The sequence below is a fragment of the Dokdonella koreensis DS-123 genome (assembly GCF_001632775.1).
In the GTDB taxonomy this organism is placed as follows: Bacteria; Pseudomonadota; Gammaproteobacteria; order Xanthomonadales; family Rhodanobacteraceae; genus Dokdonella; species Dokdonella koreensis.
In genome coordinates this window covers 214,020-231,157 of sequence record NZ_CP015249.1, presented here as the reverse complement: position 1 = coordinate 231,157, position 17,138 = coordinate 214,020, and the positions used below count along the sequence as shown (strand labels likewise).

Sequence of the window (17,138 nt, the reverse complement as noted above, 5' to 3'; positions counted from 1 at the left end):
TCGGAGATATGAGCTCCTTAGCGCGCCTGTGGTCGTGCTCTTGCCTGCGATCTCACCCGGGCCTCGCACGTCTGCCCGCCGATCCTGTTTGCTTACCAGGCATTGATGCGACAGGATAGATCAATCGCAGCAACGACTTGCGGGTGTACTGGCCATGGTAGACGTCCGAAAGGTTTCCGATCCGGCGGCTCACCGGACGAACACCGGTACTGCACGCTTCATGCCTGCCGAAGCCGCCTGCCAACATCGAGAGGCCTTTCTCGATCTCGGCTGGCCCACCTCGATTGAGGCGGGCCTAGCTGTGTAAAGCCAGCACGTTGTTCATCAGAGGAAGGATTCTGGAGATGGGGGGTTGATATCCAATGCCGGCATGTTGCCGATGCCAGTTCTAGTGGTGTAGCCAAGGCATGAGGTTCTCGGCTCGCTGGTCGGAGCTGTCGTAGGAGCGAGCGTATGCCCATTCGCGCAGACCGGTCTGGATGAAGCGCTCGGCCTTGCCGTTGGTGCGTGGGGTGTAAGGCCGGGTGCGACGGTGCTTGAGTCGGAGTCTGCGCAGGGCGCGGGCGAACAGGGCGGACCGGTAACAGGCGCCGTTGTCGGTGAGCACGCAGGTGAAGTGCACGCCCAGATGGCGGTAGTAGCGCAGGGACGCGATCAGCGCACGTACGGTGCTGATGGCCCGTTCGTCGTTCCTGATGCAGGAGAAGGCGACTCGGGAGTGGTCGTCGATGGCGACGTGGACATACTCCCATCCAGCGCCGTCGCTGGCTTGTGTGCGATCGCCGGCCACGCGGTGACCCGGACGGCGGAAGCGTCCGAGCTTCTTGATGTCCAGATGAAGCATGTCGCCCAGGGCGGCATGTTCATAGCGGTTGACCGGACGGGACGGTTCCAGTTCCGCCAATCGGTGCAAGCCGGCCCGCCGCACGATCCGGGCAATGGTGCTCTGGCCGATTCCCAGGGTAGTGGCGATCTGCCGATAGGTCTGGCGCTGACGCCGCGCTGTCAGCACCTGATCGACCAGATGATCGGGTGTGGCATGCGAGCAACGCCTAGGGCGGGATCGACGATCGAGCAGACCGGCTTGGCCTTCCTCACGAAACCGATGCAACCACTTGTGGGCCGTGCGCACACTCACGCCGCCCGCCTGTGCCGCTTCCCTGACGCGCAGGCCATGAACGAGGATGCGGTCCAAGAGCAGGGCTCGACCGCGGGGCGTCAAACGGGCATGTTTATACGGGTTCATCCGGGTCTCCTGGAGGGATGGTTGATTCGCACCTCCAGTCTTCCGGGATCGCCCCGGATGAACAACCTACTGAGAGATCACACCTAGGCACGTTCTGAGTGTCATCTAGTGCCTCCGTACTAGCCGTCGTGTCTGCTCATTTGCCGAGCCGGTGGGTTGGCCATCAAGGGCATTGGTGACGACCGGCTTTTTTAGCGCAATGGGCGTCCGCGTGTATGGGGCAGAAAAACGGAATCGTGGAGCGCTATCCTCTGAAAGCTATGCAACACACCGCCTACAGCTTTAGCGACTTCCGTATTGATCTCGCTCGGCGCGAACTCGATCGTGCGGGCGAGTTGCTGGCGCCCTCCGTGAAGGTATTCGACTGCATCGCGTACCTGATCGAGCATCGCGATCGCGCGGTTGGGCGCGATGAGCTGATAGCCGCTGTTTGGGGTCGCGCCGAAGTCACTTACGCGATGCTCGGTCAGCTCGTGATAAAGGCCCGGCGAATACTGGGTGGCAGCGGCGACGACCAGGACATGATCCGTACTCTGCCGCGCTTCGGTTACCGATGGGTTGGAGACGTGGCCGAGGACACGATCGTCATTGAAAGCGAGGCGGCTCGCACAATGCGTCCGCCCGTTTCCTCCCCACGTCCGCGTTTCCGCAACTTCGAGCGGTTTCGCCGGGTATTGCCGGTCCTGCTCGTTCCAATGGTCGCAGCCGTGATCGCGTTGGCCGTGCAGCACGTCCGTTCACCCTCCACCGTCAGGATTCCGGACCCACTCGTTCAGGCCTCCGAGGCCATGGCAGTGCTTCCAATCGAAGTGCAGGCAGACGGATCGTGGAGCTGGGTGAGGCTCGGTGTCATGGATCTGATCGCCGAACGTTTGCGCGGCGCCGGCCAGCCGGTCGTGCCCAGCGAGAACGTGGTTGCGCTTGTGCGCGATCTGGCCCATGCCGCTGAAGCCGTACGCGACGCGACCGGCGTGCGGCAGGTCGTCGTAGTAAACGCCACCCTGGTGGAAACGGAATGGACGGTCCGCCTGACGCTGACGTCCATGCAGGGCACCGAGCGGACCGTGGAAGCGCACGCGGACGAAGTTACCATTGCGGCGCAGAATGCGGCGGACAAGCTTCTCGCCACCTTGGGCAGGCCGGTACCGCAATCACCCGACGAGTTGTCCTCACGGCCGCTCGCCGAGTTGCTCGCACGAGCAAGGTCCGCGCTGTTCAACAACGAGCTGGAAGCTGCGCAACGCATCCTGGAATCCGCGCCAACGGAACTGCAGCGGTCGCCTGAGTTGCGTCGCCGACTCGCACAAGCGGAGTACCGCTCCGGCCGGCTGGGAGCAGCGAACGAACGCCTCGAGGTGCTGCTCGACGAAATCGGGACCGAATCTCATCCTCGACGGCGTGCGGGAGTGCTCAACGACCTTGGCGTCATTGCGCTTTATTCGGACCGGCCGGATCTGGCGAAACGCCGGTTCAACGAATCCCTGACGCTGCTTGCGAACGAGAGCGACCCGGTCGAACTCGGTCGCGCACACACAGGGCGTGGCATCGCGTACGCGTTGGGCGGCGACTACGACCATGCCGGCGCCGAATTCGCGCGGGCGCGCGTCGCGTACGGAATTGTGGGCGACGCCGTCGCGCTTGCGACGATCGAGATGAACGAAGCGGTGCTCGAGATCCGCTACGACCGGTACGCAGCCGCACAGCCAATGCTGGAGCGCGCGGCCACCCGCTTCGAACAGCTCGGCTCTCGCCATGAATTGTTCGGTGCGAATGCCTTGAAGATGCGCGTCGAGCTGGCGCTGCTCGCGCCTGCTCGGGCCTACGCGATCGGCGTACACTGGCTGCCGCACCTCGGCGAGCTGCAGAGCCCGAGGGTAAAACGCTCTTTCCTGCTGGAATGGGCGCGCACCCTCGCCGCGAGCGGACGCATGGCCGAGGCACGCATGACATTTGATGCCCTCACGCAGGGAAGCGAATCCGACGAGGATCCTTCCAACTTTTCGTTCGAGGTCTGGAGCGAGCATGCGTTGTTCGACTTTACGGAAGGAAGGGTTGACTCCGCGTCGGCCATGTCGAAGCGTGCGATCGAAAGACTTACGCTTCCGGACGACGTGCCGGCCCGCGCACTCGCCTGGCTGACCGTCGTCCGTGCACTGACCGGGCTCGGCCGCGACGCCGAGGCCGCGAGCGAAACGCAGCGGTTTTCGGAATGGGCGCGTACGAGTGGCGTAACGATCGCGCGGCTGCACGCTACACTGGCGGAAGCCGAGCGCGCCGACCGGGAAGGACGCCGAGAAATGGCTCGACAATCGGAAGAGACCGCGCTGCGCGAGGCGCTGCAAACTGGCGTTCCGGCGTACATCGCTGAAGTCGCCGACTCCTACGCTCCACGCCTGCTCGCATGGCGCGAGCTGGATCGTGCGGTCACGGTGATCGGCTCGGTTTCGCGGTACGCCGCAAACGACTATCGCTGCGCGCTGCTGGTCGCGCGGCTGTACCACGCACTTGGCCGACACGGGGACTGGCAAACTGCTCTGCAACAGGCGCGGGCGCTTGCCGGCGAACGGGCCATTCCGGCGGAGATCGTTTCGCCTCCAACAGACAATGGACCGCGCATCGCTGGAATCGTGTCCCCAACCCATTGATTCCACGAAAGAGAAAGTAAAGCGATAGCGTTCATGGAGTGTTCGATGAGTGAACGCGAATACGACCCCGCTTCGTTTCGTTGACGCTCTCCGGCTGTTCCGTCCGACCAAAAGGGGAGTCTCGTGCACAACCGCTTCATCCCGAACACATACGCATCCGTACTGACTTCCGGCGCCTCCGGAGCCCAGCGGCTCCTGGCCCTCTGCTTGCTGCTCATAGCCGGATATGCTCCCGGTGCCGGTGCCGTCGCGGAAATGCGGGCCTGCACGTCGACCGCGTGCGCGGTGGCGCCGGAAGCGGCCTCCACTCCGAGCATTCCATTCCACGCCACAGCGACTGCACGTCCGCGCGGCGGAGTTCCGGAGCTTCGCTTCGAACAGGCGAACATGGACTTCGGCGTCGTGGATACGGGGTCGAGCGGCCGGTTGTTGACGGCGGTGCTGATCAACGACAGCGATTCCGTTCCGGCGACACTGCTTCATTTCGAGTCGGATCCGACGTTCCCGTTGATGCACCAGTTCGGATCCTGCGAGGGATTCGAGTCCCTGGAGCCGGGCGCTTCGTGTTCCGTCCGCATCAAGTTCGCGCCGACGACACCGGGGCCAACGTCGGGCACACTGACCGCGGTCAGCGCCGAGGGCGTGGAGACGACGCTTCCGCTCAACGGCGTAGGCGGAGACGATCACATCCTCTACGCGCAGCCGCACGACTGGGAGGCGATGCCGTCCTTCTGGCTCAGGGTTGCCACGGCCTACCCGAAGACACCGGAATACACGTCGGACATGGCGGAAGACTTTCTGGTCGAGGGCGCCGGGTGGGTCATCCAGAAAGTCGGCATCGAGGCGAAGTCGCTCTACTCCCCGCCTTCGCTCCCCGCAATCGAATTTATCTTCCTGGCGGACATGGGCGGGCTGCCGGGGACTGAACCGTTGTGTCCGGAGTCCACGCTTTCGGTCGCGTACTGGGAGCCGCCGCAAGACGAAAACCGTATCGAAACCGTGTTGACGCCGCCTTGCACGCTGCCGCCGGGCCACTATTGGCTGCAAGCGAGATTTCGGGCTGAGGCCTACTCGCCAGCGTATGCATTCGGATGGGGTCTTCAGTACGTGTTGGAGCCGGACGAACCGCCGCCGGTCCATCTCAACCCGCCTGTCTGGCGGCAGCCTGGTGGCGGTTCAGGCTATCCCGGATGTTTCGACTGGACGCCGCTGTCGCCGCCTGCCTGCGGTCTCGAGGATTGGCTTCCGTGGCAGACCGCCTACGGAGCCGTCTTCTGGCTAGTCGGACAGGCTGCGAGTGAGCCGATATTCGAAGATGGATTCGACCTCCAGTAGCTGGAGCGACCTGCGTGTGATGGAAAAGGAAGGTCATGTCGGTGCGCAGAGTTAAGCCGTTTAGCGGTGCAGTTGTTGGCGTGCGGACTTCGAGGGTGCATCAGCAAGCGCGTTGCTTAGGAGTACACGCGTGCCTGCGATCAATGTCCACAGTACTTTCATTGATCGAGTCTGACTGTCGTATTACGCGTCTCGACGTACGCACGCTGAAATACTCGTAAAATACGATTGCTCGCCCTGGGAGACTTCCGCTGCCTATCTCTACGTCCTGCGGTTAGGACCGCCTGCGCTCGCTTGGGAGTACCTACGTCGCAACTCGGGCTATCGACGCGAGTGGCAAACGTTGCCCTCCGCATCGCGGTTGCAGCTGACCTGAGACGAATCGTGTAGCCATCCGGCTGGTGAGTTCTCTACCCTCAACAGGCAAGGAGAACTCATGAAGAAGCGTTTTACCGACGAGCAGATCATTGGCCTCCTGCGCGAGGCCGAGGCCGGCGTGATGTCGATCAAGGCGCTGTGCAAGAGGCACAACCTGACCGAGCAGACGTTCTTCCGCTGGCGCAACAAGTTCGGCGGGATGGACGTGCCGGACGCGCGGCGTCTCAAGGACCTCGAGTCCGAAAACAGCCGTCTGAAGCGCCTGGTCGCCGAACAGATGCTGGTGATCGACGGAATGAAGGAAATCGTCGGAAAAAAATGACGACCCCGTCGGCGCGGCGCGAGTCGGCCCAGGTGCTGGTCCGTCGGGGAGTTTCGCAACGCAAGGCGTGCCGGTATCTGGGCCTGAGCCGGCGCATCAGCAGCTACGAACTGACGCAGCCTGAGAAGGACCGGGCCGTGGCCGAGAAGCTGCTGGCGGCCTCGCCGCAGGTCCCGCGGTTCGGATATCGGCGGATGGCGGCGTGGCTGGCTCTCGGCGAGGCTCGCGTGCGTCGGCAATGGCGCGCGCTGGGTCTGAACATTCCGCGGCGCCGGCCGCGTCGTCGACGTTCGGGCAGCGACATTCGGCTACCGGGTGCCGTGCGACCCAACGCTGTCTGGAGCTACGACTTCGTGCACGACCAGATGGTCGACGGCCGCGCGTTGAAGCTGCTGTGCGTGATAGACGAGTACACCCGTGAGTGCTTGGCGATCGAGGTCGGGGCGAGCTTGCGGGCACAGGACGTGATCCTGACGCTGTCTCGGCTGATGCGGCTCTACGGAAAGCCGGCGTTCTTGCGTTCGGACAACGGCGCCGAGTTCGCCTCGGCCAAGGTGATGCGCTGGCTACGCGACGCAGCGATCGGCCCTGCCTTCATCGCACCGGGCAGCCCATGGCAGAACGGTTTCGTCGAAAGCTTCAACGGCAAGCTGCGCGACGAGTTGCTCAACCGCGAATGGTTCCGCAGCCGTACCGAAGCGAAGGTGCTGATCGAGCGCTGGCGGAAGTTCTACAACGAGCAGCGACCGCACAGTGCGCATCGCTACAAGACCCCGGCCAGCATCCGCCAAGCGTGGCACGAACCCGATACCATTCAATCTGGACTCACCACCTGACTGGCTACAAGATCCGTACGCAGGTCACCTGTCCGGCAGGACAATTTATGCCTACAACATCAACACGTGAAGGGAAACCGCGGAAATTGGCGCGCCCGGAGGGATTCGAACCCCCGACCAATGGCTTCGGAAGCCACTACTCTATCCGGCTGAGCTACGGGCGCGTTGTTGCGGGCGGCGACGCGGAATGTTGCCGTACAGGCACGTCGCCTGGGCGACCGGAGTCGCCGCGGGGTAGCGATCATAGCGTGTCGCGCGGGATTGATCCATGCGCCTGCGACCTTCGCGCCCTTTCGTGGCAAGGGTAGGCTGGCTATACTTCCGCGTCCTTTTTTGGCCTGCTGAATGATCCGGGCGGGGGTCGCTCCCGGTTGTATCGTCATGCGGGCCGTTGCCGGCAGCCGCTTAAGCTACCCGCCACCGAGGTGGATTCGTGAGCAATCCCGTAAACAAGACCGACCTGGCCTTCCTCAAGCATTTCTCGATGCTGATCGGCTTCCTGGTGGTCGTCGCCATCGGCCTGATCGCCCTGGCCCTGCACATCTATGCCGGCAATCCTTCGCCGGCCAATACCGAGCACGCCAAGATCGTCCAGGCACGCCTGGCACCGGTCGGCGCCGTCTATGCCGGTGACACCGGCCGGGCGGCGATGCTGGCCGCGCAGGAGGCCGCCGCCAAGGCGGCGGCGTCCCAGGTGGCCTACGGCGGTACCACCGACGGCAGCGTGATCTTCGGCAACCTCTGCCAGAGCTGCCACGGCACCGGTGCCGGTGGCGCGCCGAAGCTGACGGACAAGGCGCATTGGGGTCCTCGACTGGCCGAGGGGGTCGATACGCTGGTCAAGCACGCGATCGAAGGCTATACCGGCAGCAGCGGCATGATGCCGGCGCGCGGCGGCAATCCGGCCCTGACCGACGAGCAGGTCCGCGCCACGGTCGAGTGGATGATCGAACAGGTCAAGTAGCGCGCTCCCGGCGCCACCGTAGAACGCCGCCTGCGGGCGGCGTTTTCGTTTTCCCGGCACGGATTTCGCCGCCCTTCGCTTGTGCAAGGCCGTTTGCGCAGCGCACCACGCTGGTGCGCGCCGCTGCCGAATCCGGCCCGTCCGTCGATGTAAATCCTTGATAAATGGCGCGTGATGCGCCGCAACATGCATGGCATAGCGCTTGCTGAGCCGAGAGGGCTTGACCCTCGTCCGCACACAGCAAGAGGCCTGTCCATGAAAAAGCGACTTCTCGCGTTCTGCTCGTCCGTTCCGCTGGCGTGTTGCATGGCCGTTTCGGCCCAGGCCCAGGAAGACGATGCGTTCCCGGTCAGCGGCTCGTTCGCACTGACCAGTGACTACATCTTCCGCGGCACGACCCAGACCAATCGCAAGCCGGCGCTGCAGGGCGGCGTGCAGTACGACCATGCCAGCGGCTTCTACGCGGGCGTCTGGGGAAGCAATGTCAGCTGGCTGTCCGACGCGGCGGACGAGGTGTCTAGCAGCGTCGAGCTCGACGCCTACGCGGGGTTTTCCAGCAGTTTCGGCGACAGCGACTTCGGCTACGACGTCGGCGTGCTGCGCTATTTCTACCCGGGCCGCTACCCGGACGGCTTCGTCAGCCCGAACACCACCGAGGTCTATGCCGCGATCAGCTGGACCGACCTGACGCTCAAGTACTCCTACGCGCTGACCAACACCTTCGGCTGGGCCGACTCCAAGCACAGCGACTACATCGAGCTCAACTACAGCCTGCCGTTCGCGGAGGTCTGGACGCTGGACGCCCATGTCGGCCGGCAGACGATCGACGGCACCCGCGGCGCGGACTACACCGACTGGAAGATCGGCATCGGCTACGACTTCGGCCACGGCTTCTCGCTGGCGGCGGCGTATGTCGATACCAACGCGGACAAGGACTACTACACCAACGCCTACGGAAAGTACCTGGGCAAGCAGACCGGCGTGCTCACGCTGACCAAGTCGTTCTGAAGCCATGCCACGACACCGGAGACATCCATGAAGCTGATTACCGCCATCGTTCGACCGTTCAAGCTGGACGAGGTCCGCGAAGCGCTGTCGCAAGCCGGCGTATCGGGCATCACCGTGACCGAGGTCAAGGGCTTCGGCCGGCAGAAAGGCCATACCGAGCTCTACCGCGGCGCCGAGTACGTGGTCGACTTCCTGCCGAAGATCAAGATCGAGACGGTCGTCACCGACGACCGGGTCGAGCCCGTCCTGGAAGCGATCCAGGCGGCCGCCGCGACCGGCAAGACCGGCGACGGCAAGATCTTCGTCACTGCCATCGAGCAGGCCATCCGAATCCGCACCGGCGAAGTCGGCGCGGATGCCCTCTGACATCCATCGCGAGGAAGCCATGAACGATCGACTCTCGACACGGTGGAAGCACCGTCCCCTCGCCGGCGCGGCCCTGCTCGCCCTCGCCGGCGCCTCCTCCCTCGCCTGCGCCCAGGAAACCACGCCCGTGGTCGACAAGGGCGACGTCGCCTGGATGCTGACCTCCACCTTGCTGGTGCTGCTGATGACGGTGCCGGGCCTGGCGCTGTTCTACGGCGGCATGGTGCGCGCCAAGAACGTGCTTTCGGTGCTGATGCAGGTACTGACCGTGTTCTCGCTGCTGGTGATCCTGTGGGCGGTCTACGGCTACAGCCTGGCGTTCGCCGGCGGTGGCGCATTCATCGGCACGTTCGACAAGGTGTTCCTGTCCGGCGTGACGCTGCAGTCGCTGGCCGACACCTTCACCGACAACGTCAAGCTGCCCGAGTACGTGTTCGTCGCGTTCCAGTCGACGTTCGCCGGCATCACCGGCGCACTGATCGTCGGTGCGTTCGCCGAACGCATCAAGTTCTCGGCGGCCCTGCTGTTCTCGGTCCTGTGGTTCACGTTCGGCTACCTGCCGATGGCGCACATGGTCTGGGCGGCCGGAGGCTACCTGTTCGAGAAGGGTGCGCTGGACTTCGCCGGCGGCACGGTGGTGCACATCAATGCCGGCGTCGCCGGCCTGGTCGGCGCGTACCTGGTCGGCAAGCGCACCGGCTTCGGCCGCGAGGCGATCAAGCCGCACAACGTGACCTTCACGATGGTCGGCGCCTCGCTGCTGTGGGTCGGCTGGTTCGGCTTCAACGCCGGCTCCAACCTGGAAGCCACGGCGGGCGCGGCCCTGGCCTTCATCAACACCCTGTTCGCGACGGCGGCGGCGGTCCTGGCCTGGTCGCTGGTCGAGGGCATCACCAAGGGCAAGCCGTCGGCGCTCGGCGCCGCCTCGGGCGCGGTCGCCGGCCTGGTCGGCATCACGCCGGCGGCGGGCCTGGTCGGCCCGTTCGGCGCGATCGTGATCGGCCTGGCGGCCGGCATGATCTGCGTCTGGGGCGTCACCGGCCTCAAGCGCCTGCTCGGCGCCGACGACAGCCTGGACGTGTTCGGCGTGCACGGCATCGGCGGCATCGTCGGCGCGATCCTGACCGGCGTGTTCGCCGCGCCGTCACTCGGCGGCACCGGCGGCGAGGACTACGCGATCGGGGCACAGGTCGGCATCCAGGCGCTGGGCGTGGTCGTCACGATCGTCTGGATCGGCATCGTCTCGGCGGTCTCGTTCCTGATCGCCAAGCTGGTCTTCGGCCTGCGCGTCAGCGAAGAGGAAGAACGCGAAGGCCTGGACATCACCTGTCACGGCGAGTCCGCCTACGAAAGCTGAGTACGGGGAGTCGGTGGCGGGTGCCGGGAGCGGCACCCGCCACCTTCTTGTTCCGCCGTGGCGTGTCAGCTCCGCCACCGGCGCGGCTGGCGCGCGAAGGTCATCAGGTCCGGAAAGAACGCCTCGAATGCGGCCTGCAGCTGCGGCTCGATCGGTGCGATCGCGTCGAGGCCGGCGGCCAGCGGATTGTCGCGGCGCAGCCGGCTGCCGACACCGGCGAGCACCTGCGCGATCATCGGCCGTTCGCGATAGCGCAGCGGCAGGTCGTTGCGGCGCAGGTAGTGCGCGAAGCGCTGCAGGCCCTCCGGCAGGTGCGTGCCGCCGGCCGCCAGCACGCGATGGATGCGCGCGTTGAAGTCCGGCAGCGGCTCGGCCGACCAGCGCGCGAAGTCGCCGGCCAGCAGGTGGTCGAACCAGATGTCGATCAGGATTCCGGCATAGCGCCGGAACGGCGGCGCGAACAGCGCGCGCGCGGCGACGACCTGCGGATGAGCGTCGGTGTAGCGGTCGATCGCACGGTGCTGGGCGATGCCTTCGCCGACCGGCTCCGGCAGGGCGGGATCGATCGCGCCGCGCACGAAATCACCCATGAGGCTGCCGAGCACGCGCTGTGGATCGGTACCGGCGAGCAGGGCGTGGGCGAGATGGTTCATGACAGGACGACCGGCGAAGGAACCCGCGCACCGATCTGGGCGCCGCATCCCGTATTATCCAGCCCTCATGAGCACTTCGCCCGCCCCTGCACCCGCGTCGTTCCCGGATGCGGCATCCGACCTGCTGCTGCCCGGTCCCGTCGGCCCGATCGAGCTGGCCTGCGCCCTGCCCGAGCCGGACGTGGCGCGCGCCGGCACCGCCGTGATCTGCCATCCGCACCCGCTGCAGGGCGGCACGATGCACAACAAGGTCGTGACGATCCTCGAGCGCGCGCTGCGCGAGCTGGGCCTGGCGACGGTCCGCTTCAATTTTCGCGGGGTCGGCGCTTCCGCCGGCACCTTCGACGAGGGCAACGGCGAATCGGACGACCTGGCGGCGATCGTCGACTGGGTGCGCCGGGTCCGGCCGAGCGACGCGGTCTGGCTGGCCGGGTTCTCGTTCGGCAGCTACGTGGCCTTGCGCAATGCGCGGCGCCTGGATGCCGCGGCGCTGGTCACCGTGGCGCCGCCGGTGGGCCGCTGGGATTTCGACCCGATCGAGCTGCCCGCCTGTCCCTGGCTGGTCGTGCAGGGCGAGGAGGACGAGGTCGTCGACCCGGCGGCCGTGTTCGCCTGGATCGAGACGCTCAAGCAGCCCCCGCACCTGGTGCGCATGCCCGAAACCGGCCATTTCTTCCATCGCCGGCTGATGGATCTGCGCGGCCTGCTGAAGAACGCGCTGCAGCCGCACCTGCCGCCGCCGGCATGAGGGGCGCGGCCCGCTTCGGGAGCGCCACGCGATGAGTGGTGCGGACAGCGCGCGGCAGACCCCCGGCGAGCGCTACCGGGCCGGCGTCGCGGAAGGCCGGTGGCAAGCAGACCCGGCCCAGCTGGCCGCCCTGCCGGCGCTGGACCGCATCTGGCGCGAGCTGGTCGAGGCCGACCGGCCGGTGCCGCTGTGGCAGCGGCTGACCGGACGCGGCGCGCGCGCGCCGGTACGCGGCCTGTACCTGTGGGGGCGGGTCGGCCGCGGCAAGACCTTCCTGACCGAGCTGTTCGTCGACACGCTGCCGATCGCGGCGAAACGGCGCGTCCATTTCCATCGCTTCATGCAGGAGATCCACGCCGGCCTCAAGGCGCTGGCCGGGCGCAGCGATCCGCTGGTCGAGCTCGCGCGGCAGACCGCGGCGCAGGCGCGGCTGCTGTGCCTGGACGAGTTCCTGGTCAGCGACATCGGCGATGCGATGATCCTCGGCAACCTGCTCAAGGCCCTGTTCGCCGAAGGCGTGGTGCTGGTGACCACGTCCAATACGCCGCCGGCGGAGCTGTACCGCGACGGCCTGCAGCGGGATCGTTTCCTGCCGGCGATCGCGCTGATCGAGCAGCACTGCGAAACGGTCGAGCTCGCCTCGCCGCACGACTGGCGGCTGCGTGCGCTCAAGCAGGCCCCGGTGTTCCACACGCCGCCCGGGCCGGATGCCGAACGGCGCATGCTGGCCACGTTCCGCCGCGTCGCCCATGGCGAGGAACGCGCGAACTTCGAGCTGATGCTCAACGAGCGCCCGGTGCCGGTGCTGCGTGCCGCGGGCGGCGTGATCTGGTTCGAGTTCGCCGCGCTGTGCGAAGGCCCGCGCGGCGTGGCCGACTACATCGAGCTGGCACGCAGCTACCACACGCTGCTGGTATCCAACGTCCCGCAGTTCACGCCGCAGACCGAGGATGCGGCGCTGCGCTTCGTCGAACTGGTGGACGAGCTCTACGATCGCGGCGTCAAGCTGGTGCTTTCGGCGGCGGCGCCGATCATCGACATCTACGACGGCAAGCGGCTGCGCGCCGCCTTCGCACGGACCGAGTCGCGCCTGATCGAGATGCAGAGCGAGGACTACCTCGCCCGCGAGCATCGCGCCTGACGCCGGGATGAGGCCCCCGCGGCGGCGGCGCAGGTCCCGCCCGGGCGGCGGGGCCGCAACGGCTCGTATCGCCGTGTCACGCGCCGGTCGCGACCGGCAGACCGCGACCGGCGAGGCTGCCGGCGGGCGATGCCCGCCGGCAGCGGATCTTCAGCGCCGCGGGCCTTCGAACAGGCTGCGATAGACCAGTCCACCGATCGCGCCGCCGATCAGCGGAGCCACCCAGAACGCCCAGAGCTGGGTGATGTAGCCGCCACCGGCGAACACCGCCACGCCGGTGCTGCGCGCCGGGTTGACCGAGGTGTTGGTGACCGGAATGCTGATCAGGTGGATCAGCGTCAGCGCAAGGCCGATCGCGAGCGGCGCGAAGCCCGCCGGCGCACGGCCGTCGGTCACGCCCATGATGATCAGCACGAAGAACGCCGTCAGCACGATCTCGGCGACCAATGCCGCGGTCAGCGAATAGCCGCCCGGGGACAGCGCGCCGTAGCCGTTGGAAGCGAAACCCGCCGCCGCATCGAAGCCGGGCTTCCCGCTGGCGATCAGGTACAGCACGCCGCCGGCGGCGATGGCGCCGAGCACCTGGGCGATCACGTACGGGATGAAATCGCGGGCGGCGAACCGGCCGCCGGCCAGCAGGCCGATCGAAACCGCCGGATTGAAATGCCCGCCGGAGATGTGTCCCACCGCATAGGCCATCGTCAGCACCGTCAAGCCGAACGCCAGCGCGACGCCGACGAACCCGATGCCCAACTCCGGAAAGGCCGCGGCGAGCACCGCGCTGCCACAACCACCGAACACCAACCAGAATGTGCCGAGGAACTCGGCCGCCGTGCGCTTGCCTATCGACATGGTTTGTTTCCCTCTTTGTGCGTCCAGACACCGTATTCCGCGGCCGGCGCCGCGGAACGCCCCTCCCCGCCGGATACCCTGACGAGACGGCCTGATCGTACTCCTTCCTCTCCGAGGCATCTGAAAACTTCGGTGGAGAAAAAAGAACGGCGCCCGAAGGCGCCGTTGCACGGGAACGTCGGCAGCGGGCTACTTGCCGCCCTTGCCCAGCTTGCTGATCGTGAAGACACCGACGCTGATGCCCAGCCCCACGCCCTCGCCGGTACCGGCCAGCGCCAGCGAGACCGTGCCCTTGGTCAGCACCTGGGCCGCGGAGGACTTGACCGCGCCGGCCTGCGCCTCGCCTTCGGCATAGTTGCCGAGGACGTCGTTGATCGTGCGCACGTCCGAGAACGTGCCGCGCCCATCGTCGATCCGGTACTTGCCGACGGTCAGGCCACCGCCCTTGGCTTCGATCTTGACCCGCATCGACTGGCCGTTCTCGCAGGTGACCGTACCGGTACCCTCGGCATGCTTGACCAGGGCGGACCAGCCGCTCAGCGTGAAGCGCAACTTGCAATCCAGATCCGCCGCGCGCGCCGGCGTCACCATCAGTCCACTCACCATCAACGCGACCGCAGCCGCGCCTGCCATCAATGCACGTGTTGCCATGACCCGCTCCTGCCTGTGAGGGATGTTCAGTTTTGGGCGGCGAGGCTGAACGGCATGGAACTTGGCAGTGGCTTCAGCCGGCGGTCGGCGCCGCGGCGGTCTTCAACCGATCCAGGTCGGCCAGCACGTCCTTGACGTTCTGCTCCGGGTCGACGTCGACGTAGCGCCGTGCGACCTGGCCGTGCGGGTCGATCAGGAAGGTCTCCCGACGCGCATAGGAAAGCCCCATCCGCTCGCCGAGCACGCCGTAGCTGCGCGCGGCGGCTTTGTCCACATCCGCCAGCAGCGGGAACGGCACCTTGTGCTTCTCGGCGAACTCGGCATGCGACTTGACGTCGTCCAGGCTGACGCCCAGCACGTCGGCGCCGGCCTTGCGCAACTGGGCGATGTCGTCGCGGAACGCGCAGACCTGCTTGGTGCAGCCCGGCGTGAAGTCCTTGGGATAGAAGTACAGCACCAGCCAATGGCCCTGGTACTGGTCCAGCGTATGCCACTTTCCCTTCTGGTCCTGCAGACGGAACGCCGGGGCCGGCTGACCGTCGGTCGGGCCGGCCGGTGCCGGCTCGGCGGCGAACGCGGGAACGACCAGCAGCAGGCACCACACGACGGCAAACAGCACGCTACGCATCGCCAGACACTCCTTCAGGACCGGCCCGCAGCTTACTCCGCCGGATCGGCCGGCGTGTTATCGACCTGTGTCAGCAACACGCGCCAGCGCTCGCGCTTGGCGGCCGCCGGCATCGACGCATTGGCCGGGCTGGTGGAAGGCAGCGCCAGCACGGTGAGCCGGGCCAGGCGGGCGGCGTCGAGCGTCGGCACCACATGGCGGCGAAACGCTTCCTGCGCCTTGCCGCCGTTGAGGCCGATCGCCCGGATCGTCGGCTGGTCCGCCAGCAGGCCGGCGATGTCGTTGGCCACCTCGCTGCCGCGGACGATCGACGCATCGAGGCTGCCGGGCCGCTCGCAATCGCGCAGCACGTCCCAGATGCCGATGCCCCGGGTATGCAGGCGCCGGATGCGCTCGGCGTACGGAAGCTCGGGACCGGCCTGGAACATCTCGCCCATCAGCGGCCAGAACAGGTTGTGCGGATGCCCGTAGGACTGGCCGAGCGCCAGCGAACGGACGCTGGGCACGCTGCCGAGCAGCAACAGCCGGCAGCCCGCACCGACCTGCGGCGGGAAGCTGCTGACACGGTGGGTCACCGGCAATGGCGCATCAGCGTCGCGCGGCGGTGGCACGCTTGGCTCCGGCGCTGCCGGCCGGCTTCCGCGGCGGGGCGGTCTTGGCGGTCTTGGCGGTCTTGATTGGCTTGACGGTCTTGGAGGGCGCCGCCTTCACGGCCGTGCCGGTCGCCTTCTTCGTGGCGGCGGTCTGGGCGGTCTTCTTCGCCGGTCCGGCCGGGCGGCTGGCCTCGTAGTCGGCCAGATACGCCTGGACCGGCGTACCGGCGATGGCCGCAGCGATCGCGTCGAGCGGCAGGTCGTCGAGCCGGCCGAACCGCACGCAGGCCTTGCCCATGTCCAGCTTCTTGCCGGCTGCGCGGAACGCGTCGCGCAGCGCCTGCTCGCGCTCGGGCTTCATCGAGAGACCCATCAGGTAGAGCGAGTAGCCGTTCTTCTGCGCGGCGAGCGCGGCATAGGCCAGCGGCTGTCCGTTGTAGGTGGACGGATAGCGCGCGAGCGGGACCTCGTAGCTGATCATTCCCCAGTTCATCGACTCGGCATAGCCCGGCGGCAGATGCCGGAGGATCAGGTCGCGCAGCGGTGCCACCACCTGCCGCCGCTCGATCGGCAGGCTGTCGAGGTACTGCGCGACGGTCATCGCTGCACTCTTCACCATGGTCGATCTCCTCGCAGGCCGCGACGGTCCACCGCCTCGGCATGCACGCTATTTCTTCTTCGCCAGCTCCGGGAACCGGGCCGGATCATAGCCGCCCACTTCGAACTCGAACGTGTGCTTGCCGCCTTCCTTCAACGTGGCTTCCAGCTCGATCACGCCGGCCTTTTCCAGCCGTGCGACGAAGCCCTTCTCGTCCTTGATGAACAGCGCCGGCTCGCCGGTCTCGGGCAGGTAGGCCTCGACCCGCACCGACTGGCCGTCGATGCGTGCCGGCAAGGTGCAGACATTGCGGCAGGCGAACCCCTTGCCGCTGCCGAACAGGTAGACGCTCAGGCCCCACTGCGAATGCCGGCGCAGCACCAGCCGGATGCGATCGGCGTCGCGGCCACCGCTGCTGTAGATCGACGCGGTGTTCTGGGTGCCGCCCGACTCGGACGTGCCGGTCTGGTAGGCCCAGAGCCGCTCCACCCGGCGCTTCTTGGCGATGGCTTCCGCCTTCGCCTCGGTGTCGCCCAGCGTCTGCTTGACCTGGGCCGCCGCCGGGCTGTCCGGAAAGCGCCTAACGATGTCCTGTCCGATCGGCGCGGCGAGCTCGTAGCTGCCGGACTTGAGCAGGTCCTCGTACATCGCGACCTCCTTGGCGAGCTGCGCGTTGACCTGGGGAACGGCGGGGGCCGCCGGCGGCGGCGCGTCGCCGGACTTGGAGCAGGCACCGAGCAGGGCGAGCGACAACGGGAGAGCAATACGGCGGAGGCGGAACATCATTGGCAGGCGTACCCGAATGGACGGAGGAAGG

17 protein-coding genes, 1 tRNA gene and 1 pseudogene are annotated in these 17,138 nt (G+C 66.7%); 10 read left to right on the top strand and 9 right to left on the bottom strand.

Going from position 1 to position 17,138, the window contains the following annotated elements; genetic code table 11:
- Positions 1-295: 295 nt before the first annotated feature.
- Positions 296-1,246, bottom strand: a pseudogene (locus tag I596_RS00880) (IS481 family transposase).
- A gap of 236 nt (positions 1,247-1,482) precedes the next feature.
- Between I596_RS00880 and I596_RS00875 the strand changes: the two are divergent.
- The 4 genes from I596_RS00875 to I596_RS00860 all read left to right on the top strand — a co-directional run bounded on the left by I596_RS00875 (position 1,483) and on the right by I596_RS00860 (position 6,762).
- Entirely contained in the window at positions 1,483-3,891 is a 2,409-nt protein-coding gene (locus I596_RS00875; protein WP_190278954.1) for a winged helix-turn-helix domain-containing protein, read from the top strand.
- Between the two features lie 123 nt (positions 3,892-4,014).
- On the top strand, positions 4,015-5,226 hold the full coding sequence (locus I596_RS00870) for a hypothetical protein (RefSeq protein WP_150131944.1): 1,212 nt from the start codon (positions 4,015-4,017) through the stop codon (positions 5,224-5,226).
- 175 nt (positions 5,227-5,401) lie between these two features.
- Positions 5,402-5,602, top strand: coding sequence for a transcriptional regulator domain-containing protein (locus tag I596_RS18885; RefSeq protein WP_425478818.1), 201 nt, complete (start codon positions 5,402-5,404; stop codon positions 5,600-5,602).
- A 60-nt stretch (positions 5,603-5,662) separates the two neighbouring features.
- Positions 5,663-6,762 (top strand): IS3 family transposase gene (locus tag I596_RS00860; protein WP_150131943.1). Its coding sequence is split into 2 segments (ribosomal slippage): positions 5,663-5,912 and positions 5,912-6,762, totalling 1,101 coding nucleotides; the frame shifts between segments, so codons are not numbered across the junction.
- An 87-nt stretch (positions 6,763-6,849) separates the two neighbouring features.
- Here the strand turns inward: I596_RS00860 and I596_RS00855 are convergent.
- Positions 6,850-6,926: transfer RNA gene (locus I596_RS00855), tRNA-Arg, on the bottom strand.
- Between the two features lie 320 nt (positions 6,927-7,246).
- On the opposite strand from I596_RS00855, the gene I596_RS00850 reads away from it, so the two are divergent.
- The 4 genes from I596_RS00850 (at position 7,247) to I596_RS00835 (ending at position 10,457) form a co-directional block, all read left to right on the top strand.
- Positions 7,247-7,726: a c-type cytochrome gene (locus tag I596_RS00850; RefSeq protein ID WP_067651228.1), complete on the top strand. Its 480-nt coding sequence runs from the start codon at positions 7,247-7,249 to the stop codon at positions 7,724-7,726.
- Positions 7,727-7,981: 255 nt separating this feature from the next.
- Complete coding sequence (locus I596_RS00845) at positions 7,982-8,734, top strand: TorF family putative porin (protein WP_067642825.1); 753 nt, start codon at positions 7,982-7,984, stop codon at positions 8,732-8,734.
- 27 nt (positions 8,735-8,761) lie between these two features.
- A complete protein-coding gene (locus I596_RS00840; RefSeq protein WP_067642822.1) occupies positions 8,762-9,100 on the top strand; it encodes a P-II family nitrogen regulator in 339 nt (112 codons plus the stop codon).
- A 19-nt stretch (positions 9,101-9,119) separates the two neighbouring features.
- The gene (locus I596_RS00835) at positions 9,120-10,457 is read left to right on the top strand and encodes an ammonium transporter (protein WP_150131942.1); all 1,338 of its coding nucleotides are present in this window, start codon (positions 9,120-9,122) and stop codon (positions 10,455-10,457) included.
- Between the two features lie 65 nt (positions 10,458-10,522).
- Here the strand turns inward: I596_RS00835 and I596_RS00830 are convergent, their stop codons facing one another.
- On the bottom strand, positions 10,523-11,110 hold the full coding sequence (locus tag I596_RS00830; RefSeq protein WP_067642819.1) for an acyl carrier protein phosphodiesterase: 588 nt from the start codon (positions 11,108-11,110) through the stop codon (positions 10,523-10,525).
- Positions 11,111-11,177: 67 nt separating this feature from the next.
- On the opposite strand from I596_RS00830, the gene I596_RS00825 reads away from it, so the two are divergent.
- Positions 11,178-11,858 (top strand): alpha/beta hydrolase, encoded by a 681-nt coding sequence (locus tag I596_RS00825; RefSeq protein WP_067642816.1) that lies wholly within the window; start codon positions 11,178-11,180, stop codon positions 11,856-11,858.
- A gap of 31 nt (positions 11,859-11,889) precedes the next feature.
- Positions 11,890-12,999, top strand: coding sequence for a cell division protein ZapE (gene zapE / locus I596_RS00820; RefSeq protein WP_067642813.1), 1,110 nt, complete (start codon positions 11,890-11,892; stop codon positions 12,997-12,999).
- Positions 13,000-13,149: 150 nt separating this feature from the next.
- On the opposite strand, the gene aqpZ is transcribed toward zapE, so the two are convergent.
- The 6 genes from aqpZ to I596_RS00790 form a co-directional block, all read right to left on the bottom strand.
- Entirely contained in the window at positions 13,150-13,851 is a 702-nt protein-coding gene (aqpZ, locus tag I596_RS00815; protein ID WP_223303890.1) for an aquaporin Z, read from the bottom strand.
- Between the two features lie 189 nt (positions 13,852-14,040).
- Entirely contained in the window at positions 14,041-14,502 is a 462-nt protein-coding gene (locus tag I596_RS00810) for a hypothetical protein (RefSeq protein ID WP_067642810.1), read from the bottom strand.
- A gap of 73 nt (positions 14,503-14,575) precedes the next feature.
- Positions 14,576-15,130 (bottom strand): peroxiredoxin, encoded by a 555-nt coding sequence (locus I596_RS00805; RefSeq protein WP_067642807.1) that lies wholly within the window; start codon positions 15,128-15,130, stop codon positions 14,576-14,578.
- Positions 15,131-15,162: 32 nt separating this feature from the next.
- Positions 15,163-15,741 (bottom strand): DNA-deoxyinosine glycosylase, encoded by a 579-nt coding sequence (locus I596_RS00800; RefSeq protein ID WP_223303889.1) that lies wholly within the window; start codon positions 15,739-15,741, stop codon positions 15,163-15,165.
- On the bottom strand, positions 15,719-16,342 hold the full coding sequence (locus I596_RS00795; RefSeq protein WP_083965260.1) for a DUF1801 domain-containing protein: 624 nt from the start codon (positions 16,340-16,342) through the stop codon (positions 15,719-15,721). The genes I596_RS00800 and I596_RS00795 overlap by 23 nt, the downstream gene beginning before the upstream one ends.
- 48 nt (positions 16,343-16,390) lie before the next feature.
- A complete protein-coding gene (locus tag I596_RS00790) occupies positions 16,391-17,107 on the bottom strand; it encodes an outer membrane protein assembly factor BamD (RefSeq protein ID WP_067642797.1) in 717 nt (238 codons plus the stop codon).
- Positions 17,108-17,138 lie beyond the last annotated feature (31 nt).

Coding starts and splice junctions, on each gene's coding strand:
- I596_RS00850 (WP_067651228.1), top strand. CDS start 7,247: ATGCTGATCGGCTTCCTGGTGGTCGTCGCCATCGGCCTGATCGCCCTG.
- I596_RS00845 (WP_067642825.1), top strand. CDS start 7,982: ATGAAAAAGCGACTTCTCGCGTTCTGCTCGTCCGTTCCGCTGGCGTGT.
- I596_RS00840 (WP_067642822.1), top strand. CDS start 8,762: ATGAAGCTGATTACCGCCATCGTTCGACCGTTCAAGCTGGACGAGGTC.
- I596_RS00835 (WP_150131942.1), top strand. CDS start 9,120: ATGAACGATCGACTCTCGACACGGTGGAAGCACCGTCCCCTCGCCGGC.
- I596_RS00830 (WP_067642819.1), bottom strand. CDS start 11,110: ATGAACCATCTCGCCCACGCCCTGCTCGCCGGTACCGATCCACAGCGC.
- I596_RS00825 (WP_067642816.1), top strand. CDS start 11,178: ATGAGCACTTCGCCCGCCCCTGCACCCGCGTCGTTCCCGGATGCGGCA.
- zapE (WP_067642813.1), top strand. CDS start 11,890: ATGAGTGGTGCGGACAGCGCGCGGCAGACCCCCGGCGAGCGCTACCGG.
- aqpZ (WP_223303890.1), bottom strand. CDS start 13,851: ATGTCGATAGGCAAGCGCACGGCGGCCGAGTTCCTCGGCACATTCTGG.
- I596_RS00810 (WP_067642810.1), bottom strand. CDS start 14,502: ATGGCAACACGTGCATTGATGGCAGGCGCGGCTGCGGTCGCGTTGATG.
- I596_RS00805 (WP_067642807.1), bottom strand. CDS start 15,130: ATGCGTAGCGTGCTGTTTGCCGTCGTGTGGTGCCTGCTGCTGGTCGTT.
- I596_RS00795 (WP_083965260.1), bottom strand. CDS start 16,342: ATGGTGAAGAGTGCAGCGATGACCGTCGCGCAGTACCTCGACAGCCTG.
- I596_RS00790 (WP_067642797.1), bottom strand. CDS start 17,107: ATGATGTTCCGCCTCCGCCGTATTGCTCTCCCGTTGTCGCTCGCCCTG.